Annotated in this window: 25 protein-coding genes; 2 read left to right on the top strand and 23 right to left on the bottom strand. The window is 37.8% G+C overall.

Translation table 11 applies throughout. From position 1 onward, the window contains the following. Positions 1-192 precede the first annotated feature (192 nt). From M3210_RS00285 to gpr, 15 genes are all read right to left on the bottom strand, one after another. Positions 193-639 (bottom strand): GatB/YqeY domain-containing protein, encoded by a 447-nt coding sequence (locus M3210_RS00285; protein WP_251510066.1) that lies wholly within the window; start codon positions 637-639, stop codon positions 193-195. Between the two features lie 18 nt (positions 640-657). Then, complete coding sequence (gene rpsU, locus M3210_RS00280; RefSeq protein ID WP_072887896.1) at positions 658-834, bottom strand: 30S ribosomal protein S21; 177 nt, start codon at positions 832-834, stop codon at positions 658-660. A gap of 121 nt (positions 835-955) precedes the next feature. Beyond that, the gene (deoC, locus tag M3210_RS00275; RefSeq protein ID WP_251510065.1) at positions 956-1627 is read right to left on the bottom strand and encodes a deoxyribose-phosphate aldolase; all 672 of its coding nucleotides are present in this window, start codon (positions 1625-1627) and stop codon (positions 956-958) included. A 64-nt stretch (positions 1628-1691) separates the two neighbouring features. Further along, the gene (gene mtaB / locus M3210_RS00270) at positions 1692-3038 is read right to left on the bottom strand and encodes a tRNA (N(6)-L-threonylcarbamoyladenosine(37)-C(2))-methylthiotransferase MtaB (protein WP_251510063.1); all 1347 of its coding nucleotides are present in this window, start codon (positions 3036-3038) and stop codon (positions 1692-1694) included. Further along, positions 3026-3799 (bottom strand): 16S rRNA (uracil(1498)-N(3))-methyltransferase, encoded by a 774-nt coding sequence (locus M3210_RS00265; RefSeq protein ID WP_251510061.1) that lies wholly within the window; start codon positions 3797-3799, stop codon positions 3026-3028. The genes mtaB and M3210_RS00265 overlap by 13 nt, the downstream gene beginning before the upstream one ends. Before the next feature lie 26 nt (positions 3800-3825). Further along, positions 3826-4761, bottom strand: a complete 936-nt coding sequence (prmA, locus tag M3210_RS00260) for a 50S ribosomal protein L11 methyltransferase (RefSeq protein WP_251510059.1) — start codon at positions 4759-4761, stop codon at positions 3826-3828. A gap of 66 nt (positions 4762-4827) precedes the next feature. Beyond that, positions 4828-5955 (bottom strand): molecular chaperone DnaJ, encoded by a 1128-nt coding sequence (gene dnaJ / locus M3210_RS00255; RefSeq protein WP_251510057.1) that lies wholly within the window; start codon positions 5953-5955, stop codon positions 4828-4830. Positions 5956-6159: 204 nt separating this feature from the next. Beyond that, positions 6160-7998, bottom strand: a complete 1839-nt coding sequence (gene dnaK / locus M3210_RS00250) for a molecular chaperone DnaK (protein ID WP_251510051.1) — start codon at positions 7996-7998, stop codon at positions 6160-6162. A gap of 28 nt (positions 7999-8026) precedes the next feature. After that, positions 8027-8599 (bottom strand): nucleotide exchange factor GrpE, encoded by a 573-nt coding sequence (gene grpE / locus M3210_RS00245; protein ID WP_251510050.1) that lies wholly within the window; start codon positions 8597-8599, stop codon positions 8027-8029. A gap of 106 nt (positions 8600-8705) precedes the next feature. Then, a complete protein-coding gene (gene hrcA, locus M3210_RS00240; RefSeq protein ID WP_251511078.1) occupies positions 8706-9737 on the bottom strand; it encodes a heat-inducible transcriptional repressor HrcA in 1032 nt (343 codons plus the stop codon). Positions 9738-9863: 126 nt separating this feature from the next. Then, entirely contained in the window at positions 9864-11003 is a 1140-nt protein-coding gene (gene hemW / locus M3210_RS00235) for a radical SAM family heme chaperone HemW (protein ID WP_251511069.1), read from the bottom strand. Positions 11004-11133: 130 nt separating this feature from the next. Further along, positions 11134-12942, bottom strand: a complete 1809-nt coding sequence (lepA, locus tag M3210_RS00230) for a translation elongation factor 4 (RefSeq protein WP_251510048.1) — start codon at positions 12940-12942, stop codon at positions 11134-11136. A 398-nt stretch (positions 12943-13340) separates the two neighbouring features. Beyond that, positions 13341-13643 carry a hypothetical protein gene (locus M3210_RS00225; RefSeq protein WP_251510046.1) on the bottom strand — a complete coding sequence of 101 codons (303 nt, stop codon included), beginning with the start codon at positions 13641-13643 and terminating at the stop codon, positions 13341-13343. Positions 13644-13656: 13 nt separating this feature from the next. Continuing rightward, positions 13657-14814: a stage II sporulation protein P gene (gene spoIIP, locus M3210_RS00220; RefSeq protein ID WP_251510045.1), complete on the bottom strand. Its 1158-nt coding sequence runs from the start codon at positions 14812-14814 to the stop codon at positions 13657-13659. Between the two features lie 86 nt (positions 14815-14900). Beyond that, positions 14901-16010: a GPR endopeptidase gene (gpr, locus tag M3210_RS00215; protein WP_251510044.1), complete on the bottom strand. Its 1110-nt coding sequence runs from the start codon at positions 16008-16010 to the stop codon at positions 14901-14903. A 210-nt stretch (positions 16011-16220) separates the two neighbouring features. Between gpr and rpsT the strand changes: the two genes are divergently transcribed. Further along, positions 16221-16487, top strand: a complete 267-nt coding sequence (rpsT, locus tag M3210_RS00210; RefSeq protein WP_251510043.1) for a 30S ribosomal protein S20 — start codon at positions 16221-16223, stop codon at positions 16485-16487. Positions 16488-16540: 53 nt separating this feature from the next. On the opposite strand, the gene holA is transcribed toward rpsT, so the two are convergent. Further along, complete coding sequence (gene holA, locus M3210_RS00205) at positions 16541-17560, bottom strand: DNA polymerase III subunit delta (protein ID WP_251510042.1); 1020 nt, start codon at positions 17558-17560, stop codon at positions 16541-16543. A 136-nt stretch (positions 17561-17696) separates the two neighbouring features. Here holA and M3210_RS00200 point away from each other — a divergent pair, with 136 nt between their 5' ends. Next, on the top strand, positions 17697-17831 hold the full coding sequence (locus M3210_RS00200) for a YqzM family protein (protein ID WP_251510041.1): 135 nt from the start codon (positions 17697-17699) through the stop codon (positions 17829-17831). A 47-nt stretch (positions 17832-17878) separates the two neighbouring features. Here the strand turns inward: M3210_RS00200 and M3210_RS00195 are convergent, their stop codons facing one another. The 7 genes from M3210_RS00195 to M3210_RS00165 form a co-directional block, all read right to left on the bottom strand. Next, complete coding sequence (locus M3210_RS00195; RefSeq protein ID WP_251510038.1) at positions 17879-20164, bottom strand: DNA internalization-related competence protein ComEC/Rec2; 2286 nt, start codon at positions 20162-20164, stop codon at positions 17879-17881. Between the two features lie 107 nt (positions 20165-20271). Further along, positions 20272-20832 carry a ComE operon protein 2 gene (locus M3210_RS00190; protein WP_251510036.1) on the bottom strand — a complete coding sequence of 187 codons (561 nt, stop codon included), beginning with the start codon at positions 20830-20832 and terminating at the stop codon, positions 20272-20274. A 68-nt stretch (positions 20833-20900) separates the two neighbouring features. Next, entirely contained in the window at positions 20901-21494 is a 594-nt protein-coding gene (locus tag M3210_RS00185) for a helix-hairpin-helix domain-containing protein (RefSeq protein ID WP_251510034.1), read from the bottom strand. Between the two features lie 144 nt (positions 21495-21638). Then, positions 21639-22382 (bottom strand): class I SAM-dependent DNA methyltransferase, encoded by a 744-nt coding sequence (locus M3210_RS00180; protein WP_251510031.1) that lies wholly within the window; start codon positions 22380-22382, stop codon positions 21639-21641. Positions 22383-22384: 2 nt separating this feature from the next. Continuing rightward, a complete protein-coding gene (gene rsfS, locus M3210_RS00175) occupies positions 22385-22741 on the bottom strand; it encodes a ribosome silencing factor (RefSeq protein ID WP_251510029.1) in 357 nt (118 codons plus the stop codon). Further along, positions 22734-23318, bottom strand: a complete 585-nt coding sequence (gene yqeK, locus M3210_RS00170; protein WP_251510017.1) for a bis(5'-nucleosyl)-tetraphosphatase (symmetrical) YqeK — start codon at positions 23316-23318, stop codon at positions 22734-22736. The genes rsfS and yqeK overlap by 8 nt, the downstream gene beginning before the upstream one ends. Next, on the bottom strand, positions 23296-23874 hold the full coding sequence (locus M3210_RS00165) for a nicotinate-nucleotide adenylyltransferase (RefSeq protein WP_251510014.1): 579 nt from the start codon (positions 23872-23874) through the stop codon (positions 23296-23298). Before M3210_RS00165 ends, yqeK begins: the two co-directional genes overlap by 23 nt. Positions 23875-23878 lie beyond the last annotated feature (4 nt).

The following is a 23878-nucleotide window of genomic DNA, read 5'->3' as shown; positions in this document are numbered from 1 at the left end:
TATACGAAATTCAACAACCAGATGTTTCATTTTTTAAAAACTTTTTAAAAGGAATACCTGTCACTAAGATACTATCACATATTATCTACATATGAAAAGAATGGTACAGGACTAAAAAATGGTTCCATTCATTTTTTGATGAATGGAACCATTTTCAAGGTGTTAAAGAAGAGTTTTAAATTAAACTATCATTCATTTTAATTTTTGTTCAACAATTTTCTTTACTTGAGAGCCGTCAGCTTTCCCTTTCGTTAAAGGAATCACTTTACCCATTACTTTTCCAAAATCTTTCATGGAAGTGGCATTGGCTTCTTGTATCGTCTGCTCAACAATTTCATGCAATTCCTCTAAAGAAAGTTGCTCCGGCATATACTGCTCTAAAACGTTTATTTCAAATCTAACTTTTTCAGAAAGGTCTTCCCGACCTGCGGAAGTAAATTCTTGGAGGGACTCTTTCCTTTGTTTGAGCTCTCTTGATAAAATTGTCAATTCTTCATCTTCTGTTAGATGTTCTTTACCCAGCTTAATTGATTCATTTTGAATCGAAGCTTTAACCATGCGAATAACACTAAGGGTATCCTTGTCTTTATTTTTCATCGCCTGAACCATATCTTGATTCAGCTTTTCAAGTAAAGTCATCAAAGCTACACCCTCTTCTTAGTATTTACGCTTTCTAGCAGCCTCCGATTTCTTCTTACGTCTTACGCTAGGTTTTTCATAATGTTCACGCTTGCGATATTCCTGTAATGTACCGCTTTTTGATACACTACGCTTGAAGCGACGAAGAGCATCCTCAAGAGACTCGTTTTTACGAACGCGAGTTGTATTTGACATGCTTGTTTCCCTCCCTCCGAAGCAAAAAACAAAAGTTATCAGCGAATGAATACTAAGTCACACGCTCCCTAAATTATAATATAATCAAACTTTCAGGTCAACAGAAAGTTTGTTATTAGGTTTAATAGTTTTCTGTGCCTTTTAATCCTTTGATAATAGACACTCCCGCACTTGCACCGATTCTTGATGCACCAGCATCAATCATTTGTTGCATAGTCTCCAAGTCTCTAATGCCACCAGAGGCTTTTACACCTATTTCTTCACCTACTGTATCACGCATTAACTTAACATCTGCAACTGTTGCACCTCCACCAGAAAAGCCTGTGGATGTTTTTACAAAATCCGCACCAGCAGCCTTAGCCAGCTTGCAGGCATTAACTTTTTCCTCTTCTGTTAAAAGCGAAGTTTCAATGATCACCTTGGTGATCGCTTGTCCTTCTGCAGCTTGCACAACAGCTCTGATGTCTTCCTGGACCAATTCATCTTTCCCGGATTTTAATGCGCCTATATTTATTACCATATCCACTTCGGTTGCACCATCTTTTATGGCTTGTTCAGTTTCTGAGACTTTCGCTTCAGTTGAGGTGGCACCTAAAGGAAATCCAATTACTGTACAGACTTTTACTGGTGTATCTTTTAATTCACTATAACATGAAGAAACCCATGTTGGGTTCACACAGACAGAAGCAAATTCATATTCCTTTGCTTCTTCCACCAATTTGTTGATTTGGTCTTCTGTTGCTTCAGGTTTTAAAAGTGTATGATCGATATATTTGGCTAATGAAGTTGTCATGCTATCAATCCTTTCCTTATTTGGTATAACAATCATATCCGGCACAGCTCTATCTTAGCTTTTGTTATTTAGTTAATGCGTGGGTTGCATCATCCATAACCCGTACAAATGTCCCCTCATTATATGGATAACCAGATTTTGTGACTTTCACACGCACAAGTTTCCCTACCATATCTTTTGTACCTTCGAATTGTACCTTAAGGTAGTTATCCGTATACCCAACTAATAGTTCAGGTTGGTCTTCATTTACTATTCTTTCTTCAGGAATCACTTCCAACACTTCATTTTCAAATGTGGATGCGTATTCTTTTGCCAATTGATCTGATAGAGCGATGAGGCGGTTTACTCGATCCTCTTTCACCTCATCCTCAACTTGGTTATCCATTCGAGCTGCAGGAGTACCAGTACGACGTGAATATGGAAATACATGTAGCTCACTGTATCCTATTTCTTTAATGAAGTTATAAGTTTCTTGGAATTCTTCCTCTGTTTCTCCAGGGAAACCTACAATGACATCTGATGTAATTGCCAAGTTAGGTAATGCTTGTCTAATTTTAGCGATTTTTTCCTTATAGAAAGCAGTTGAGTATTTACGACGCATTCTTGCAAGAACGGAATCAGATCCAGACTGAACTGGAATATGAAGATGTCTAACAATTTTTTGGGAGTTATTGAGTACATCAATCACTTCATCCGTAATTTGGCTCGCTTCAATGGACGATATTCTAATTCTTTTTAGTCCATCGACTTTTTCCTCTAAATCACGAAGTAGTCTAGCGAAGTTATAATCCACCATGTCCTCACCATATCCAGCAGTATGAATACCAGTAAGAACGATTTCTTTATATCCTGCATCTACAAGTTTTTGCGCTTGGTTGATTACATTCTCAGGGTCACGTGAACGAAGTAAACCTCTTGACCATGGAATAATACAGAAAGTACAGAAGTTATTACAGCCTTCTTGAATCTTTAAGGAAGCTCTTGTACGATCCGTAAATTCAGGTACATCCATTTCTTCAAATACACGATTTTTCATAATATTACTCACACCGTTAACCGGTAATCTCGTCTGCTTATGTTCTTCAATATATTTGAAGATATTTTTTCTGTCTTGTGTACCGACAACCACATCGACCCCTGGAATCTCCATTACTTCACCAGGAGAAGTTTGTGCATAACATCCAGTAACACAGACGATCGCATCTGGGTTACTGCGAATTGCTCTCCGAATCACTTGTCTACTTTTCTTATCACCAGAGTTTGTTACGGTACAAGTATTAATTACATAAACATCGGAATCATGGTCGAATTCTACACGTTCATACCCTTTTTCCTTGAACATCCGCCAAATACCTTCTGTTTCGTAATGGTTAACTTTACATCCCAACGTATGAAATGCTACTGTTTGCATTCATTCCACCTCAGTTCTTCAAAATGGTAAGAGATACTCGATAAAGCATATAATGCAGCAGTTTCAGTCCGGAGAATTCGAGGTCCGAAGCGGACTGGTTTAAAATCATTCTCCTTTAATAGCTCAGCCTCCTTTTCCGAAAAACCACCTTCAGGGCCAATACAAATCAACAACTGCATTCCACTATTCATTTCCTTTAACACTTCTGCAAAGGATTGGTAGGAAGTTGTTTTTGCCTCTTCCTCGTAGGCAAAAATTTTCACATCAAATTGATCACTGACTTCAATCAGTTGCTTAATACTGACAAGATCATGGATTGTAGGAATTTTATTGCGATGGCTTTGTTCACTTGCTTCTTTCACAATTTTTCCAAATCGTTGTAATTTCTTCTTCATTTTCTTCTCATCCCAAACAACGATGGAACGTTCTGCTTTATACGGTATAAAGGAATCAGCTCCAAGTTCGGTTCCCTTTTGAAGAATAAAATCCATCTTATCGCCTTTTGGTAAACCTTGAACAATAGTAACTTCTATAGGCAATTCAACATCTTGATCCTGCCAGTCAACGATATTTGCTCTAACTTTGTCATTGGATATTTCACTGATCTCACAAATCGCGGCTCTGCCATTTCGGTGATTACATATAATGCGATCACCGACTTCCCCACGCATAACACGCGAGATGTGATGGACATCCTCACCATATATTGTGACAACTGTCTCTGACCAAGCATCATCCTTAAGTATAAAATATCGTTGCATTCCATTCACCTACCACTAATTCATTTTCATGGTTTCATTGCTACGATTGAAATCCATTCTTCCAATTCATTTACTTCGATTATTTCAAAGCCTTGGTGCTTCAATTGCTCAAGGACAGTTTCCTTTTTGGTTTCTATAATTCCGGAAGTGATAAAAAATCCTTTATTTTTTAAATTCTTCCATGCGTCATCCACAAATTTCACAATAATTTCCGCAAGTATATTCGAAACAATGACTTCTGCCTGTAAATCAACATTCCGCAACAGATTATTCTGCTTTACAGATATTTTATCAGTGAGTTCGTTCATAGCAATATTTGATTTACTGCTTTTAACAGCGACTTCATCCAAATCATACGCATACACTTTCTCGGCACCAAGTTTTGCAGCTGCTATACTCAGCACACCTGAACCTGAACCGACATCGATTACGACATTTGATGGTTCAGCATACTTTTCAAGCGCTTGGATACTTAAGACTGTTGTGGGGTGGGTCCCCGTGCCGAACGCCATTCCAGGGTCCATTTCAATTATTATTTCGGAATCTCGTTTTGGTTCATATGTTTCCCAAATCGGCTTAATTGTAATATTATCAGTCACTTGAAGAGGTTTATAATACTTTTTCCAAGCTGTCGCCCAATCTTCTTCATGGACCTCACTTAAGGTTATTTCATTTTTCCCCATATCATGATAATCAGTTAACTTATTTATTTCTTCCCTGATTTCGGCAATAGAATCCTTAAGATAGCTGTTGACTGGTAAATATGCTTTAATACGGACACCTTCTTCAGGATAATCATTTGGATTCAATTCATAGATTTCACCAAATTGTGAATCACGCGCTTTAATCAAATCAAGTGGATCCTCAATAATCAACCCGCTCAAACCTGCTTCATGAAGCACATATGATATCGATTCAACCGCTTCACGGGTTGTGTGGATGCATACTTCCGTCCAGTTCATTATACCAACTCATTTCATAGAAGATTGTTTCTTTTATGTATAGATGTTGTGTGTCACACAACATCTTTATTCGCCTTTAAAAGCTTTCTTAAAGCGTTGGAAGAAATTCGAATCCTGTTCATTCGTAGAATCATTCCCTCCAATAGCATTGAATTCCCTCAATAACTCTTTTTGTCTATCGGTTAATTTAGTAGGTGTAATGACACGAACTTTAATATGCTGGTCCCCTTGACCACGTCCTCGAACGTTTACCACACCTTTACCCCGAAGTCTGAACGTTTTACCTGTTTGAGTACCCGCAGGGATTCTCAACTTAACTTTCCCATGGACCGTTGGCACTTCGACTTCATCACCTAAGGCAGCTTGTGCAAAAGTTAATGGAAGCTCACAGAATATATGGTCTCCTTCACGTTCAAAGTATTCATGTGGTCTGACACGGATTGCAACATATAAATCACCTGGAGGGCCACCATTTATGCCAGCCTCCCCTTGGCCTGCAACTCTAATTTGTTGGCCTTCGTCAATTCCAGCCGGGATTGTAACATCAATTTTACGATGCTTTTTCACACGGCCTTCTCCATGACAAGTGGTACATTTATCAGTAACGACCTTACCTTTACCGCTACAATAAGGACATACTCGGCGATTCACAACTCTACCGAATGGTGTGTTCTGTTCTTGATTCAACTGACCTGTTCCATGACAATGGGTACAAGTTTCTGGTTTCGTTCCTGGCTTACCACCAGTTCCATGACAAGTAGTACATTCTTCTTCTCGCGGTACAGTTATATTCAATTCTTTCCCAAAAATCGCTTCTTCAAAATCTAAAGTTACGGTATATTGTAAGTCGTTACCTTGTCGCGGTGCATTAGGATCACGACTTCCAGCACCACCACCAAAGAACATATCAAATATATCTCCAAAACCGCCAAAGTCGGCACCGCCGCCTCCGAATCCACCAAATCCTTGTGCACCTGGACCTGCATGGCCAAATTGGTCGTATTGAGCTCGTTTTTGATCGTCATTTAGTACTTCATACGCTTCTTTTACTTCTTTAAACTTCTCTTCTGCTCCCGGTTCTTTATTTACATCCGGATGATATTTTCTTGCAAGTTTACGATAAGCCCTTTTTATTTCATCTTTTGATGCGCTTTTCTCTACACCTAAAACATCATAATAATCACGCTTACTCAAATTTCATCACTCTCCTGCCGAACTAATCACATAAGTGTTATCATATCATTATCTATAAAACAATGGCAACTAATGGTTTACTTTTATTTATGCTACGACACATTAAATGTAGCGATTATAGCCTGAATCGACCCTGCCTCTTTTGAAATCACCTAGAAAAAAGTCAAAGTCAAGAGAATCCTGACTTTGACTTTTTAGTATACCTTATTTTTTATTATCTTCGTCGTCCACTTCTTGATAATCAGCGTCTACAACATCATCATCGTTTTGAGATTGAGTTGTGTCTGCACCACCTTCAGCTTGTTGCTGTTGTTGCATTTGCTCATATAGCTTCACAGACAATTGTTGTACGTGTTCTTCTAGAGCAGTTTTCTTCGCTTTAATATCTTCCAGATCAGATCCTTCTAAAGCTTTTTTAAGATCTTCTTTAGCTGCTTCTGCTTTGTTCTTATCATCCTCTGTTACTTTATCTCCGAGATCTTTGATTGTTTTCTCTGTTGTGAAGATAAGTTGGTCGGCTTCATTACGAAGGTCTACCTCTTCACGGCGTTTTTTGTCTGCTTCAGCATTCTCTTCCGCTTCTCTTACCATTCTTTCTACTTCTTCATCTGATAATCCAGAAGAAGACTGAATAGTGATAGATTGTTCTTTGTTAGTTCCCATATCTTTTGCACGCACGTTAACAATTCCGTTTGCGTCAATATCAAAGCTTACTTCGATTTGAGGGATTCCACGAGGTGCTGGTGGAATATCAGTCAATTGGAAACGACCAAGTGTCTTGTTATCCGCCGCCATTTCACGCTCACCTTGTAACACGTGGATATCAACAGCTGTTTGGTTATCTGCTGCAGTTGAGAACACTTGAGAATGGCTAGTTGGAATAGTTGTATTTCTTTCAATAAGCTTTGTAAATACGCCACCCATTGTTTCGATTCCAAGTGATAGTGGAGTTACGTCAAGCAATAGAACATCCTTAACATCACCTGCAAGTACACCACCTTGAATTGCTGCACCTAGTGCAACCACTTCATCCGGGTTTACTCCTTTTGAAGGCTCTTTTCCGATTTCACGTTTGATAGCTTCTTGAACAGAAGGGATACGTGTAGAACCTCCAACTAGTAGTACTTTATCTATATCACTTGCTGAGAAGCCTGCATCAGATAAAGCTTTACGAGTAGGAACTATTGTGCGTTCAACAAGCTCTGAAGATAGCTCTTCAAATTTCGCACGGGATAAACTCATCTCTAAGTGTAATGGTCCTGATTCACCAGCAGTAATGAATGGTAAGGAAATTTGAGTTTGAGAAACTCCTGACAATTCTTTCTTGGCTTTTTCTGCCGCATCTTTTAGACGCTGTGTAGCCATTTTATCTTGAGACAAATCAATGCCATTTTCTTTCTTAAATTCTTCAACCATATAGTTGATGATCACTTGGTCGAAGTCGTCTCCACCTAGTCGGTTGTCACCAGCAGTTGCCAATACCTCAAATGTACCGTCCCCGATATCAAGAATAGAAACGTCAAAAGTACCTCCACCGAGGTCAAATACAAGAATTGTTTGATCTTCATTTTCTTTATCGATACCATATGCTAAAGCTGCTGCAGTTGGCTCGTTGATAATACGTTCTACTTCAAGACCGGCAATTCTGCCCGCATCTCTTGTCGCTTGACGTTCTGAGTCATTGAAATAAGCAGGCACAGTAATTACTGCTTTTTCAATTTTTTCTCCGATATAATCTTCTGCATAAGCTTTAATATGCTGCAAAATGATTGCAGAAACTTCCTGAGGTGTGTATTCTTTATCCTCGATTTTCACTTTATAATCTGTACCCATATGACGCTTGATAGATTGAATGGTATTTGGATTAGTGATTGCTTGTCGCTTAGCAATCTCACCTACTTGTCTTTCACCATTTTTAAAAGCAATAACTGATGGTGTCGTGCGGTTACCTTCCGGGTTAGGAATGATAACTGCTTCTCCACCTTCCATCACTGCCACAGCAGAGTTTGTAGTTCCTAAGTCAATACCAATTATTTTACTCATTTATTGAAATCCTCCTCAAAAAATCCAATTATTTATTAACTTTAACCATTGCTGGTCGAATCACACGATCTTTAAGCATATAACCTTTTTGCAATTCTTCAACTACATAGTTCGATTCAAAGTTTTCATCTTCTACCTGCATCACCGCATGGTGTAGGTTCGGATCAAACTCCTTCCCTTCTGCTTCTATTGCTTCAATGCCATTGTTTTTCAAAGCATCTTGCAGCTGACGGTAGACCATTGAAATTCCTTCAATCAGATTGCTTGTAGCATCTGTATGTTCTACTTGTAATGCGCGCTCAAAGTTATCAAGAACAGGAAGAAGATCATTAGCAATGTCTTGGGATTTATATTTCCGTTCTGCTTCTTTTTCCTTTTGTGAGCGTTTTTTAAAGTTGTCGAATTCTGCCTGTAAGCGAACCAATCGATTAAACAGGTCTTCTTTTTCCTTATGTAGCTCTTCTATTTCTTTATTCAATTCACCCGATTCTTCACTTTCTTGAACGATTTCTTCGTTCTCTTCAGCAGAATCCGTCACTTCAACAGATTCCTTTTCTTCTACCTCTTCGTTTGCTTGTGTCTCGTCTCTTTTCTCCGTCACAAGCGCCACCTCCACTCTCTATATTTCTCAAAAAAGCACCAAAAATGGTGGTAGGAAGGAGTTTGACACAGGTGTCTCTCCCCTGCCACACATCACTTTATAAATATTAATCATCGTTCTTATACCACATATATAAGGTGTTTGTCATTTCATTAGACAAACCTTTTAACAAAGAAATCACTTTACGGTATTCCATCCGTTTAGGACCTAAAAGAGCAATTGTACCCATTTGCTCCTTCCCATGGTGAAGAGATGATGTAATTAAACTGAAATCTTTAATAGCTTCTATCTCGTTTTCATTACCAATGGTAACTTCAATACCAGGAGTTGAGTCTTTTAACAAATTGACAATTTCTTCTTCTCGATCCATCAATGAATAAAAAGAACGCACTTTATTTATATCATTGAATTCTGGCAACATCAGCATATTCGACTTGCCGCTGACATAAACCTTGACAGGATAGTCCGTTGCGAAGATTGCCTTCAAGTACTGCATTGACTTTTCATAGTCGTCCAGATATTGTTTCATAATCTGTGCAATTTCTGTGTAAAACATATCTTGAAGTTTCACAACAGGAAGACCGACAAGCTTTTCATTAATAATATTTACAAGTTTCTCCAAATCAGATGCATTAATTGCTTCTGGCAGAGATATCGAACGATGTTCTACATGTCCCGTATTGGTAATTAGTATAGCAACGGCAGTTTGCGAAGTTAAAGGTACGATTTGCAATTGTTTTAACTTTGTTTCAAAGACTTCAGGTCCTAAAATAATTGCAGTATAACTAGTCAGGTCAGATAAAATTTCTGCAGACATTTGGACGACTTGTTCAAATTCGAAAATCCCTTCTGTTATCAGTTTGCTTACAATGCCGTTATATTTGTTATTAGAGATCGGTTTAATCAAATGATCAACATAATAACGATAGCCTTTTTCAGAAGGTATACGTCCAGATGAAGAGTGCATCTTCTCCAAAAAGCCAAGTTCTTCCAAATCTGCCATTTCATTTCGTATGGTTGCCGCACTATAAGGTATGTCTCCTTTTTTAGCTAAGGCACGAGAACCTACGGGGTGGGCAGTATCTATAAAGTCATCAATAATCACCTGTAACAACAATAATTGCCTTTCCGTCAGCATGTCGATCACCTCTGTTAGCACTCCGACTCCTTGAGTGCTAATTCTAAGTATAAACTATCAAATTCATCGGTTTTTGTCAATAATCTTAGCTCATACTCCATGTAATCAACATAGAAAAAACATCGATTAATTCAAGATAAATTCAGCAAATACCCGGTTCTCAAGAAGCATACCCTTGTCAGTCAATCTCCAAACCCCTTGTTCATCCTTCAACAAGTCTTGACTTTTCAACTCATTTAGTTGTTTACCATAAACTGAACGAATATCTTGTCCAAATTTACGTTGAAATGTTCTTTCATCATAGCCCTTTATCTTACGTAATCCTAAAAACATTTCTTCTTCCATCCGTTCTTTTATACCGACAGTATCTATTTCCAAGATTGGTTTCTCTTCATGTAACGCCTTATCTACATACGCAGGTAAAGGTTTCACATTCGAAATACGTTTACCAGGTAAATAACCGGATGCTCCCGCACCAAAACCGTAGTAATATTCATTACTCCAATATGTTAAGTTATGCTTACTTTCAAAGCCAGGCTTAGCAAAATTACTGATTTCATATTGCTCAATTCCATTGGCTGCCATCATTTCCTTCAGTATATTGTACATCGCTACCTCGTCATCTTCTTTTGGACGATGTAATAATCCTTGCCTATGTTTTTTATAGAACACTGTTTTCGGTTCTATTTGTAGGGCATAAGTTGAATAGTGAGGCAACTGGAATGATAAGGCTTCTTGCAATGACTTTTCAAAGTGTTCAACAGTTTGGTGTGGTAAAGCATAGATTAAATCCAAGCTGATGTTATGAAAATGATTTTTAGCTAACAAATCGACAGTTTGATACACATCTTCTACTCGATGTATTCGGCCCAATTCCTTTAACATCGAATCATCCATAACTTGTACTCCGAATGATATACGGTTAACCCCATAATCCTTTAGAATCTTCGTCTTTTCTTCATTAATGTCCCCGGGATTTACTTCAATTGTAAACTCTTCTATTTGAGACACATCTATCTTCTTATGGATGATTTCAAATAAATAAATCAATTGATCTGTATTTAATGCGGTTGGAGTACCTCCACCAATATATATAGTACGGAGTTTATGGTTATTTTCTGGTAAATAAGCTTCGATTTCCTTCTCTAGAGCTTGTAAGTATTCCGTCGCACGTTTTTCAGTATAATAGTACTTTACAAAATTACAATAATGACACATTTGTTTGCAAAAAGGGATATGTATGTAAGCAGACTCTATTTTGGCCATCATTTACCTCTTCCTTTTACTCAGACTAAAAGAAAAGCCTGAGAGCAAAATGCTTTCAAGCTTTTCAAAGATTAAACATTTATCTCGGTACTGCTTAACGATTTTTATCCGATAGATAGAAGTGTAGTAATTAATCTTCATCCATTTTTAGGACAGCCATAAATGCTTCCTGTGGAACTTCCACGGATCCAACCATTTTCATTCGTTTTTTACCCTCTTTTTGTTTCTCTAACAGTTTCCGTTTACGACTGATATCTCCACCATACAGTTTCGCCGTAACATCTTTTCTGACCGCTTTAATCGTCGATCTTGCTACAATTTTATTTCCAATAGCTGCCTGAACAGGGACTTCAAATTGTTGTCGAGGGATAAGATTCTTCAACTTTTCAACAATCTGTTTACCGCGTTCATAAGCGAAGTCACGATGTACAATGAATGATAATGCATCAATCGTATCATGGTTAAGTAGTATATCCATTTTCACAAGGTTAGATTGTTTATAACCGATTAATTCATAGTCAAACGATGCATAACCTTTTGTTTGAGATTTGAGTTGGTCAAAGAAATCATAAACGATCTCGGATAATGGAATATGATAGATTACATTAACCCGAATGTCGTCTAAATAATTCATATTCACAAACTGTCCGCGTTTCCGTTGGGCAATTTCCATAACAGCACCAACATAATCATTCGGAACCATGATTGTAGCTTCTACATACGGTTCCTGAATAGATTCGATTACTTGTGGGTCTGGCATTTGAGACGGGTTATCTACCCTAATCGTTTCACCGTTGGTTTTCGTCACTTCAAAGATTACACTTGGTGCTGTAGTAATCAAGTCAATACCGAATTCTCTTTCAATCCGCTCTTGGATGATTTCCATGTGAAGTAAACCTAAGAATCCACAACGGAATCCGAATCCCAGTGCTTGGGAAGTTTCTGCTTCATATTGCAGGGATGAGTCATTTAACTCTAAACGCTCTAAAGCTTCCCGCAAATCATTATAATTATTCGAATCGACTGGATACAAACCACAGAAAACCATTGGGTTCAGTCGTCGGTAACCTGGTAAAGCTTCCTCTGCAGGTCTGTTCACAGTAGTTACCGTATCACCAACTTGTGTATCACCAACATCTTTCATAGAGGCTGTGAAGTAACCTACATCCCCTACTCTCAACTCGTTTGTTGCAGTAATTTTCGGTTTGAATACTCCTACTTCGTTAACCTCAAATTCTTTTCCAGTTGAGAACATCTTAATTTTGTCCCCGACTTTCATCGAACCTTCCTTAATACAAACATAGGCAACAACGCCTCGATAAGAATCATAAAGAGAATCAAAAATCAATGCTTTTAAAGGAGCATCTTCATCACCTGATGGAGGAGGAATAACCTCTGCCACCCGCTCCAGTATCTCATCTATTCCTATATTCGCTTTAGCTGAAGCAAGAATCACTTCGTCTTTGTCAATTCCGAGTACATCTTCTAATTCCTGCTTGACTCTTTCTGGGTCTGCGTTTGGTAAATCAATTTTATTAATAACTGGAATAATTTCTAAGTCATTTTCCAACGCCAGATATACGTTTGCCAATGTTTGAGCTTCTATTCCTTGAGCTGCATCCACGACAAGGATTGCCCCTTCACATGCTGCAAGACTTCTGGATACTTCATATGTAAAGTCCACATGTCCCGGAGTATCTATCAAGTGGAAAATAAAATCTTCGCCGCTCTTACTTGTATATTGAAGCTGAACAGCATTTAGTTTAATTGTGATTCCACGTTCCCGCTCCAAATCCATTCCGTCAAGGATTTGCTCTTTCATTTCACGTTCAGAAATTGCCTTTGTATTTTCTAAGATTCGATCTGCCAAGGTGGATTTCCCATGGTCAATATGTGCAATGATCGAAAAGTTACGTACATTCCTTTGTTTTTTCACCATTCCTGTTGTTCACTCCTACGTCCCGATTCCATTCGATGAATTCATTCGTCGGGCATATAAATTTGGTGATGAATGCTAGAATTGATTATAGCAATTGAAACAAGGATATTCAAGAACAAACGTGTGGAGCGCATACTCTGGACCTTAATTAAATGATGATTACCTGAAGATAAAGCTTGCTGGTTCTTCTGGAAATCCGCAGTCCAAATATTTCGAGACTCCTTCTTAAAGGAGACCTCATATCGTGCTTATCCCCGAGGCAGACTAAGTATGCCACGTCATGTGCGTCGGAAGCTCACCAGCCGCCCGCGGAAAGCGAAGGTATATCAGAGACTGCGGCCTGTCATCCTTAAAATGAATTTTCTGGGTAAAATGAGCCATAAGTTGTATCGAGTGTATTAATAAAATAACTTTGATATTTGAAATAGTATTTCTACAATGATCTCATAAATGAATTCGACAACGGATGATAGTGCTGAAGCGGCTTTATAAGCAGGAGTGTTGTCCCCTGATTGAATAACATGGACTTGTTCTACAGTTTCTTCAGGTTCTTCTACGACTAGCTTGTCTTCGATCGATTCAACAATTTCATGCTCCAAAGTCGAGTCTTGCGCTACATCGTCTTTCTCCCGATCCATTCCGTATAGCACACCGATTAAAAAACAAACTGCCAGGGATAAAAGCAATAACATAATCCGCATATTATGCTCCTCCTTAATTACCTTGTACGGCTTCAGCATCCCAATAATATTCACTAAAAACTTCAGCGAGCGCCTCAACAGTTCGATAAGCTTCCTCTAATGTATTGTCAACTCCACCGACTTCAAGAAGTAGTAGATTTTCGGAGAGATCTTGATTATATACTCCATTGTTCCCTGCTCCACCTTGACGTACAGCTCCACGGCTCAATCCTGGATATTTTTCCTCTAATTTTTTATGGAGCTCGTTTGCTATCTCCAAGTTCTCTTCATATGCAGGGTTGTCTTCACCAATCACGAACATGACCCGCGCATAATCTTCCCCGTTTATATTTTTTGTTGTTGAATCTCTGGAGATTGCATCACGATGGAGATCGAATGCATATTTCAATTTTCCGTTCTGGGCAAATGCTTCCGTAACAACTTCACGTGATGCTCGATAAGATTGCCAATACTCCCAGTTTTTTTCTACAAGTACTTCACCAATAATATCCGTCTCATCAACAATTGCCCCGATGCCCCTCTTCGCTAGTTCCTCTTTCAACCGTTCCGATACTTTAGTAATATTCACTTCACGATGATGCGCTAGATCGGGATCTGTTACATCAGGTAAATGAGGTAAAAATGATTCTCTGTTGTGTGTATTGTAAATAAATACAACGTTTTCCAGCTCTTCTTTATTCTTTGGCGGCTCTATTTCGGACCCATTTTCTTCCTTATCATCTTCATAAACCGCTTGTCTTTCTTCCAATACATCTTCTAACGGAAAAGAAGACTCTACTGGTAAGTTTGTATAATCTGTCCCTTCACCAGCAATAAGTATTTCCCGATCATATCTAGAAAATCCTGGTAGCTCATTGCCAAGTAAGCTCCGGAAATCATTTGGTTTAATACTCGTTACCAATTGAAACATCGTATTTATAATGGTTTTAGATTGATTTTCTTCCTCATATACATGCATGAAAGCCCTATTCTCCATTCCTAATAGATGCAAATAAATTGAACTATTAATATCGCTCGTCCACTGGGATATTGTATTGGAAGACGGTCGATTCGCCGGATTCATGGTTGTTAAATATCCGACTAATAGAAAAATGAGGAAGAAACTTATTGCTAATGCAACTATTTTCCTTACCAATCCAAAGTTTTGATGGTTCTGCTTAGAAAAAAACATGGTCCTCTCCCTCCTAGTTTCCTGTACATTTAACTCTATGTCAGGAATCTATTTAGTAGAACCATGTTTTCTATTGAATATATTAATTATCTTGTAAAGCTGGCAGAATCACTGCTATCAATATTTTCATGAAGGGCATGATTAATTCCATCAGCCAATAAATGAGCCATATCCAGCATAAATGAGTCAACTTCCTTAGGTGTCACCATCAAATTATGACCGATTGGAGTCAAAACCTCGGATATAAGTTGCCTTTTCTCTTCTTCAGATAGTCCCCCTACAATCCCAAGGACCGTCTCTCGGTGTTGCTCATTTGGCATATCCTGTTCAGTAAGCTTTCTTTTTCCAAAGGAGAATCCTCCTGGTGTCAGTGCTTTACTAGGATCATCTTTTTCCTTCCACTCTCTACCAAAATGTTTAAGCATGAAATCTATCGTGTCACTAGTAATAGTCACCGCATCAACAACAGTAGGAACACCAATTGCAATTACAGGAATCCCTAAAGTTTCTTTACTCAATTCCTTTCTTTTATTACCCACGCCCGACCCAGGGTGTATACCGGAGTCGGAAAGTTGAATTGTTTCATTTACCCGTTCGATGGAACGAGACGCTAATGCATCAATCGCAATCACAAAGTCTGGCTTGAATTTCTCTACGATTCCAAGGACAATATCACTTGTTTCAATTCCCGTGATTCCCATAACTCCTGGAGTTACGGATGCGACAGGGCGGTAACCTTCTGTAACGGTTTCGAAATCAAGTCTAAACAAATGACTAGTCACCATTATTTTTTCGGCAGTCATTGGACCTAAAGCATCGGGTGTCACGTTCCAGTTTCCCAAACCAACAATTAGTCCTTCTGCATCTTTCGGAATATCATTTTTCTTAAGTAAGCTTTTCAACTCCATCGCCAAAACATCTGAAGCTGCCTTTTGCCGCTTTGTATCCTGAAGCTTAACTCCATCAGCATATATTGTAATATAAGAACCTGCCTTCTTACCTATCTGTTCCGCGCCTTCAGCAGAAATATCCACATACGAAACTTTTATTCCATCTTGTCTCTTTTCATTAAATACAACTCCATGAATGTCACTTTTTTTCTGCTGTTCTTTTTCTACGTACATATCTCTTGCTTCAACAGCTAAATCAGTTCTTACTTGAAAGTTTTTTAACTCATCCATCTTAGTTTCCTCCATTATAACTTTATTTCGTTATATCCAAGTTATACTTAGAATGAGCTTAACTCTCCCAAATCATACAAATACAAGTAAAATAACAATTCTATTGAAAACTATCTCTCCGTTTGGTAAAATTACTTTTGTTAATGAAAAAGCGAAACAAAGGTTTTATTAAAATAGGAAGCTTTGATTAACCACATCGTATTTTTAATTAAGGAGGTGCCATACATGGCTAATATTAAATCAGCAATTAAGCGTATTGATACAAACGAAACAAAAAGAGCATTAAATCAATCCAAAAAATCAGAAATGCGTACAGCGATTAAACAAGTTGAAAAATTCGTTGAAGCTAATGATGTAGAAAACGCTAAAGCAGCATTAAAAGAAACGGTTAAAAAAATTGACAAAGTCGTTCAAAAAGGAATTATCCATAGAAATAACGGTGAACGTCAAAAAGCCCGTTTAGCTAAAAAAGTTAATAACCTTGGTGCATAACACAAATATGTATCCATAAAAAAACGATCCAAGATTGGATCGTTTTTATTTTTTTATGCAGCTTCTATTAGTTCATATAGCAACAACTCAAAAGCCAAATCTTTTTCCATTCTTCCCTGCTTTATCGCCGCATCCGTATCAGCAAGTTGGATGATGATCCGCTCTAGTTTATCTATTGTAAATTGCCTTTCCCGCTTTAGTGCTATTTTTACAACATACGGGTGGACGCCTAATTGTTTTTGCATTTGGAATTGACTATAACCTTGCTGCTTAAGAAGTTTCACTCGAAGAATCGAACGGAACTGGAAGGCTATCAATCCGATAAGGGCTATTGGTTCTTCCTTCATCTTCAGCAGATCTTTAAAGATACGGATTGCTTTTTGTAAATCCTTTTCAATGACCGCATCCACTAATCGTAGAGAAGAACTTGTTGTCGTATGTGAAACTAGACTTTCCGCTATCTCCTTTGTGATTACTCCTTCTGGTCCAACGTATAAGGCAAGTTTATGAAGTTCATTTTCTAATTGATACAAGTTGTTGGATAGCTCTGTTTCCAATATTTCTATAGCTTCATCTGTAAGTGAAATCTCCAGTCGGTCGGCTGTAGTTTCCATCCAGTTCCGTAAATCATTTTCACCAATCGGATTACATTCCGCTACTGTTGCATGTTTTTTTAGAAGCTTACTAATCTTCTTTCTTTCGTCGATTTTTTCATAAGGGGCGATAATGACGAATACCGTATAATCTACAGGAGAAGTCACATATCTTTCAAGAGCATCTAAATTATGTTCAAAACTCAATTTATCCGGCTTTGCCTTTAAAAATACTGGATTCTCTGCAATTACTAATTTTCGATCGCTAAAGAAAGGATATGTTTCGGCATCCCCTACTACCTCATCAATAGGAACTTCCTCTAAATCATAAATAGCTAAACTATCTTCATCATTCCCAGTAACCTTCTCTATTAATTGTTGTTTAATATTTTGAATAAAATAAGCTTCTGATCCATAAAGGAAATAGAATGGTGCTATTTGATTTTTCTTTATTTTTTTCATTACATCCATGTATGACATGACGAACCACTCCAATTATCTTTCTATCTCATCTAAATTGTACCATATGGGAATAAGGCAATGTAGCTGAAAAGAAACAATTGGATTTTTCTTTTAGTTTATCTTATACTAAAGATGGATGATAGGAGGGGTAATGATGAACGAATTCGAAAAAAATCCACAGTCTAAAAACAACGATATCATTGATTCAGGTCTAGGTTTTGTCTTCTCATTCTTATTCTTTTTCCTTATATTTGGAATTGGAGTAGCATTTAATGTACTAGGTGGATAATAAAATGGCAATTTTAGAAAAGAGACTAGTTAGATGAGTCTCTTTTTTTAATTGCCTAAAAACGTTTGGAAATAGCCGTCTTTGTTGCTAAAATTATATTGTACCGCACCGTGTTGGTCTGTACGAAACACCCGGACTCCTAGTTCTTCGAGTCTATGGATAACTTCTGAGGAAGGGTGACCGTATGCATTATTCTCGCCTACTGGTATGAACGCAACCTCACTTTGAAGGGATTCAAGAAATAACGGATCGGATGACGTATCACTGCCATGATGGGCAATTTTAATGATATCCGCATTCAATCGGTAGTCATTTATAATTTCTAACTCTTCCGTTTTGCTTATATCCCCTGTAAACAACCAACTTTTCCCACCTATTTCTGCATGTAGTACTAATGAATTTTCATTGGATTTTCGCCTATCTTTGCTCGGACCCAAGACCGTAAATGATTGATCTCCAATGGTAATCAACTCACCTGCCGTTAACCGATATATTGGTATATTATTATCCTCCATTTTGTTTAATAGACTAGTAGAAATATCAAAATAGTCACTGACATATACCGCACCCACAATTCCAGCATCTAACATGAATTCTACACTGCCCATATGGTCGATATCCTCATGAGTCAGAAACAAGGCATCAATATGATGGATACCATTAGCACGCAGGTAAGGCTTAATAATTCGCTGATATACGGAAGGAGATGGTTGCATATCCTCAAAGGAAAACTTTGCACCAGCATCAATCATAAACACTCCTTTGCGATACGGTAATTCAATAATAAAAGCATCTCCCTGGCCAATATCCAGCATCGTAACTGAACCATCATCTGAGAAATAAGGTATCGCAGCATATCCTATTATTAATAGAGAAACTGATATAAAACCAGTCAACGCTTCTTTCAAACAGCCTTTTTCAACAAAAAACAATGCAGTAAGCAGGGTTAAATAATATAAAACAAAGAACCATACTGGCAAATCAGATAAATACAACGGATAATATAATATTTCATCTATCCATTCCACTACTCCAATAACACGGAGATGAATGCCAACAAACACCGCATCGAAGGATTGCAAAATGGAGTTGGGGAGAAAGGAAAACAACAAGAGGAAAAACATAAATGGGATCACAAATAATGAAAAATATGGGACGATTACTAGGTTAACTAGAATAGATAGAGATTGAAAAATTGAAAAATAATTAAATTGAATAGGTAAAATGATCATTTGAGAAATAAAGCTAATTATCAACAATTGATAAGTTCGAGAAGATACGGAAGACAGCCAATTTCGAGATAAGATTATTCCAAATGTCACAATAAAAGAGAATTGAAAGCCGATGTGGTAAATCAGATAAGGGTTTGAGAGGAGAAGGACAATAAAAACTATACTAATGATATCAAGAGCAGATACGTTGATTTTTAATCGACGTAATACTAATAGAAGTAGAACCATTGAGCATGCACGTAAAACCGAAGGCTCTCCCCCCGCCAGAACTGCATATACCGGAAGGAAAAACAAAATGATAAGCTCTGATTTTTCCTTAGTCATCACATTCGATTTTATTAATAACAAATAAATTATCCCTACAACTATCCCTATATGGAGGCCGGATATTGCTAGAATATGTGATAATCCCCAATCCTGAAACAGCTTAATGACATGATCATCTATCAAGGAATCATCACCAAGTACAAGAGCACTTACCCATGCAGCGCTATAATCGCTAATATTTTCTTGAGCTTGACGTATTAACTGGATCCGCAGAGAAAAGAACCGGTGCCAGAAGGAGGCTCCCTCACATTCGATCTGAGTTAAATCATTTACAACCACCTGCTTGGTGATTCCTTTTGTCAATAAAAACTCACGATAATCAAATTCACCTGGATTTCTTGCACTTTGGGGAAGTTCCAGTTCTCCTTTTACCGTACAAAATCCACCGTATCGTATGTGCGACGCTTCTTCTGTTTTGATTTCATCATTTTGCGGGAAATATAGCACCATTATCTTTTCTTCTGAGTCCATTTCTTCTAAGATGAACTCAATTTTATTCGATTGAATGGCGGGATATTCGATAATTTTTCCGAGGATGAGATTTTGACTGGTAATTTCAGAGGAAGTATCAGCTACTAAGTTTATCGCAGGTAAATAAACTAGGAAAAAGAGAAAAGAACATATGGATAGTAGAAAAGGAATGATTTTTAACCGTTGATTTAAATAGAGGAATACTAGCCAAAGGAATACGAAGAGAAATAAATTTTTACCTAGAATCACAGAAATGACGGCTATTGAAGCGGACAAAGCGACAATATGCCAATAACCTTTCATCATTTATTCTCCTAATAGTTAATTGCTTGCAATTAGGCAGTCCAAACACCTCCTTAATTTCTGGAGTGTATTTGGTCTGCACAAAAATGATATGTACGTTCGATTAATTAATTCAAAAACAATCGTTCAACTTCTTTTTTTAATTCTTGGATTTCTCCATCAGCATTATTCTTATCAAGTTCAGCGTATAGCCTTTCAATAAGTTTTTGTTTTTCTTGATAATTCGTATCAAATGCAAGATAGTCTAAAGTAACTTTTATCGTTTTTACACCAGTTTCTTTAAACAGTTCAATTGCATACTCATGATTTCGATAATCCTCTGCATAGTACACTGTACGAATTCCGCTTTGAATCAATTGCTTGCAGCATTGTAAACAAGGAAAATGGGTAACGTAAATGTCCGCGCCATCGGTTGAGGCACCAAACTTCGCACATTGCAAGAGGGCATTGGCTTCTGCATGCACCGTTCGGACACAATGGCCATCAATGACATAGCAGCCTTCATCAACGCAATGTACACTACCAGAGACACTTCCGTTATACCCTCCAGCAATAATACGTTTGTCCCTAACGATTGTAGCACCGACCATCAGCCTGGTGCATGTACTCCTTAAAGCAAGCAAATGGCTCTGTGCCATAAAATATTGGTCCCATGAAATTCTGTCCAATTGCATATCCCCCCAAAACAACATATTACATCCAGTTTAACTATGAACAGTGATATTAGTCAAACTTCTTAAGGTACTTGAATTTGGTCAATAAAATTTTGTAATGTTTTCTCGCCAATCCCTGAAACATTCAATAAATCTTCTGGAACTTGGAATAGTCCATGTTCCTCTCGATATTGTATAATTGCCTGCGCCTTGGAAGGCCCAATTCCATTTAAGGATTGTATCTCTTCAACAGTGGCATAATTAATGCGAACTTTCCCTTGTGCATTGCCGTTCCCAGATCCTGCGGTATTATTTTCGTCTCCCTTTTTATATACGATAATGGACATCTCGTCCTGAATCTTCTGTGCAAGATTTATCAGATGGGTATCGGCATGGTCCGTAAAACCACCGGCAAGTTCAATGACGTCATTTACTCTGGAGTCAAGGCTAATCTCGTATACTCCCGGTTTATTCACCTCACCTTTAATATCTACAATAGCATATTCAGGACTTACTTCTTCTGCTGGACGAACGATGGAATCTCCTGTTTCTTTTGCTGCAAGGATGCTTTTTGAATGATTATCTTCTTTCACCGAATTCTCTGTAAGGAAAAAAAACAGGATGACAGCCATTCCGATTCCGGCTACAAATACTAGCTTCTTCACTGTATCAGACATTTTTGAGGACCACATCCTTAGAGGAAATTGAAGTATAGTTTTGGAGTGAATTGTTTAAGGGGGGATACTTTCATCTTAAGGATTCGACACAGAATGCAAAACTCCTTCTTACAAAAAAATAATCGAGATATTGTATTATCTCGATTATTTTACCGCGGAAAAAAAGATTCTCGCTGTGTTATCATCTATATTTGATTGTTTCGTGTTAAAATCTGCATAAACTTTAACGTTTTTAAAGCCAACGTCTTCTAAAATTTCTTTATAAAAATTTATGGAATAGGTTTGTTGATGATGTTGTTCATCAAACCTTTCATATTTTTCGTTCATCAAATAAAAGAATGTTAAGTCATGATACATTTCACCCAGTTCTTCTCCAGGTGAACAAAACCAAATATATGAAGCTTCATCGGTTACTTCGGCAAAAGTTTGGTTAATATAATGATCTAATATATAGTCGAGATGGTGAACATCGAAGAGGAACAGTCCATCCTGCTTTAATGATTGGTATACATTGTGAAATGTTGCTTTTATATCTTCCGGTTCGGTAATGTAATTCATCACGTCACAATAACTTACTGCTGCATCAAGATTTTCTAGACCATCTAAACTCCTTATATCCTGATGCAACCAAGTAACGGATACATTATTTTCCATGGCCTTCGATTCAGCAAGTGTGAGCATCTCTTCAGAGTAATCTACACCGACTATCTGATAGCCTTTTTTTGCCAGAAGAGTGGTGATTTCACCCGTTCCACAACCTAGATCAGCGATATGATGAATTGATTTTTCATGTTCTTTAAACATTTCTTCGGTGAATTCCACCCATTTTTCGTATGGTGCATGTGCCATTAAATGGTCATACACCATAGCCATCTGTCCATAGGCCATCACTAGCCCTCTTGTCCAATATGCAACGCAACTTCTTCGGCATCTCCCCATAATCTTTCCAGATTATAGTAGCTGCGTTCGTCTTTGTGGAATACATGACAAACAATATCCCCAACATCGATAAGTATCCAACGGGCCTGTTCAAACCCTTCCATACGTCTTACATCAATTTGATGTTCATCCATCTTATCTTTAATTCCTCTTGCGATTGCTTGGACTTGACGCTCTGTACTCCCATGACAGATAAGAAAATAATCTGCTACTAATGATACCTGGTTCATATCTAAGGCAATAATATCTTCTGCACGTTTATCATCACAAGCGTCCGCAATCAATTGAACGATTTGCTTATTATCCATTCAATAATCCCTCCGTTTTTATATACCTTGTAAAATCATTATATGCATAAAACGAATCGGGGTGGATAGTGGCATTCTTTTTCATTAAATACATTATCGTATTCCTAGCTACTAACCAACAGGCATATTTCAAGTTTTTTTCGCTTGCTTGGCGAACTTCTTGTAACCCAGGAAAGCTTCTTCCTGGTTCAATATAATCTGCAAGATAAAGGATCATTTCGACTAGACTCATTTCTGCTCTACCTGTCGTATGGAACCTTATCGCATTTAATATATCCTGATCAACAACTCCATACTGATTCTCAAATAAGTGTGCCCCGACCGGTCCATGCCATAATTCCTTATCAAAATCCAAGAGTTCCCTTGGCAAACCATTGTCTAAAATATAACTTTTTAACTTTTCACTTGGCCAATTTTTTGCGTAGTCATGGAGAATAGCTGCTAGCTGTACCTTATCCACTGCAACACCGTATACAACCGCTAATTCTTTACTTACTTCTGCTACACGTAATGTGTGTTCAAATCTTGATTGAACAAGTTCAGCTTTAACCAAGTCAATTGCTTTGTTTAAATCCATATAAACTTTCACCCCTAATATAGGCAAACACAGCTTCTGGAACGATATAGTTGACTGTTTTATTATTTCTCAACCTTTCTCGGACCATCGTTGAAGAGATATCTATTAATGGAATATCTACTTTTACTATATCGTATTCCGTTTGGAGTTCATAACCTGAACGCTTTACTCCTACAAATTGTACGAGCTTCACCAACTCATCGACCTGATGCCAATTAGGGAGATACTCTACCATATCAGCTCCGATAATAAAGTAAAAATCACAATCGGGATGCAGTAGATTCAACTTCTTGATTGTCTCAATCGTATATGACTTTCCAGACCGCTCAATCTCAATTGAATTAAGTTTAAAATTGGGATTGGATTTGATGGCAAGCTCCGTCATTTGAATTCGATGGTGAGCCTCTGTTTGCGAAGCGTTCTTGTGTGGTGGTGTATATGTTGGAATAAACCACACTTCCTCAAGACTCAAAGCCGTTCGAACTTCCTCAGCAATAATTAAATGTCCAATATGCGGCGGATCAAACGTTCCTCCCAGAATACCGACTCTTTTCATATTG

Origin of the sequence: Oceanobacillus luteolus, assembly GCF_023715655.1 — a bacterium.
GTDB lineage: Bacteria > Bacillota > Bacilli > Bacillales > Amphibacillaceae > Oceanobacillus > Oceanobacillus luteolus.
This window is presented reverse-complemented; position numbering and strand designations above follow the sequence as displayed.

What these genes read in the sequence shown, in the direction of transcription:
- M3210_RS00285 (WP_251510066.1), bottom strand. Translation starts at nt 639, where the DNA reads ATGACTTTACTTGAAAAGCTGAATCAAGATATGGTTCAGGCGATGAAA.
- rpsU (WP_072887896.1), bottom strand. Translation starts at nt 834, where the DNA reads ATGTCAAATACAACTCGCGTTCGTAAAAACGAGTCTCTTGAGGATGCT.
- deoC (WP_251510065.1), bottom strand. Translation starts at nt 1,627, where the DNA reads ATGACAACTTCATTAGCCAAATATATCGATCATACACTTTTAAAACCT.
- mtaB (WP_251510063.1), bottom strand. Translation starts at nt 3,038, where the DNA reads ATGCAAACAGTAGCATTTCATACGTTGGGATGTAAAGTTAACCATTAC.
- M3210_RS00265 (WP_251510061.1), bottom strand. Translation starts at nt 3,799, where the DNA reads ATGCAACGATATTTTATACTTAAGGATGATGCTTGGTCAGAGACAGTT.
- prmA (WP_251510059.1), bottom strand. Translation starts at nt 4,761, where the DNA reads ATGAACTGGACGGAAGTATGCATCCACACAACCCGTGAAGCGGTTGAA.
- dnaK (WP_251510051.1), bottom strand. Translation starts at nt 7,998, where the DNA reads ATGAGTAAAATAATTGGTATTGACTTAGGAACTACAAACTCTGCTGTG.
- hrcA (WP_251511078.1), bottom strand. Translation starts at nt 9,737, where the DNA reads ATGCTGACGGAAAGGCAATTATTGTTGTTACAGGTGATTATTGATGAC.
- hemW (WP_251511069.1), bottom strand. Translation starts at nt 11,003, where the DNA reads ATGGCCAAAATAGAGTCTGCTTACATACATATCCCTTTTTGCAAACAA.
- lepA (WP_251510048.1), bottom strand. Translation starts at nt 12,942, where the DNA reads ATGGTGAAAAAACAAAGGAATGTACGTAACTTTTCGATCATTGCACAT.
- M3210_RS00225 (WP_251510046.1), bottom strand. Translation starts at nt 13,643, where the DNA reads ATGCGGATTATGTTATTGCTTTTATCCCTGGCAGTTTGTTTTTTAATC.
- spoIIP (WP_251510045.1), bottom strand. Translation starts at nt 14,814, where the DNA reads ATGTTTTTTTCTAAGCAGAACCATCAAAACTTTGGATTGGTAAGGAAA.
- gpr (WP_251510044.1), bottom strand. Translation starts at nt 16,010, where the DNA reads ATGGAGGAAACTAAGATGGATGAGTTAAAAAACTTTCAAGTAAGAACT.
- rpsT (WP_251510043.1), top strand. Translation starts at nt 16,221, where the DNA reads ATGGCTAATATTAAATCAGCAATTAAGCGTATTGATACAAACGAAACA.
- holA (WP_251510042.1), bottom strand. Translation starts at nt 17,560, where the DNA reads ATGTCATACATGGATGTAATGAAAAAAATAAAGAAAAATCAAATAGCA.
- M3210_RS00200 (WP_251510041.1), top strand. Translation starts at nt 17,697, where the DNA reads ATGAACGAATTCGAAAAAAATCCACAGTCTAAAAACAACGATATCATT.
- M3210_RS00195 (WP_251510038.1), bottom strand. Translation starts at nt 20,164, where the DNA reads ATGAAAGGTTATTGGCATATTGTCGCTTTGTCCGCTTCAATAGCCGTC.
- M3210_RS00185 (WP_251510034.1), bottom strand. Translation starts at nt 21,494, where the DNA reads ATGTCTGATACAGTGAAGAAGCTAGTATTTGTAGCCGGAATCGGAATG.
- M3210_RS00180 (WP_251510031.1), bottom strand. Translation starts at nt 22,382, where the DNA reads ATGGCCTATGGACAGATGGCTATGGTGTATGACCATTTAATGGCACAT.
- rsfS (WP_251510029.1), bottom strand. Translation starts at nt 22,741, where the DNA reads ATGGATAATAAGCAAATCGTTCAATTGATTGCGGACGCTTGTGATGAT.
- yqeK (WP_251510017.1), bottom strand. Translation starts at nt 23,318, where the DNA reads ATGGATTTAAACAAAGCAATTGACTTGGTTAAAGCTGAACTTGTTCAA.
- M3210_RS00165 (WP_251510014.1), bottom strand. Translation starts at nt 23,874, where the DNA reads ATGAAAAGAGTCGGTATTCTGGGAGGAACGTTTGATCCGCCGCATATT.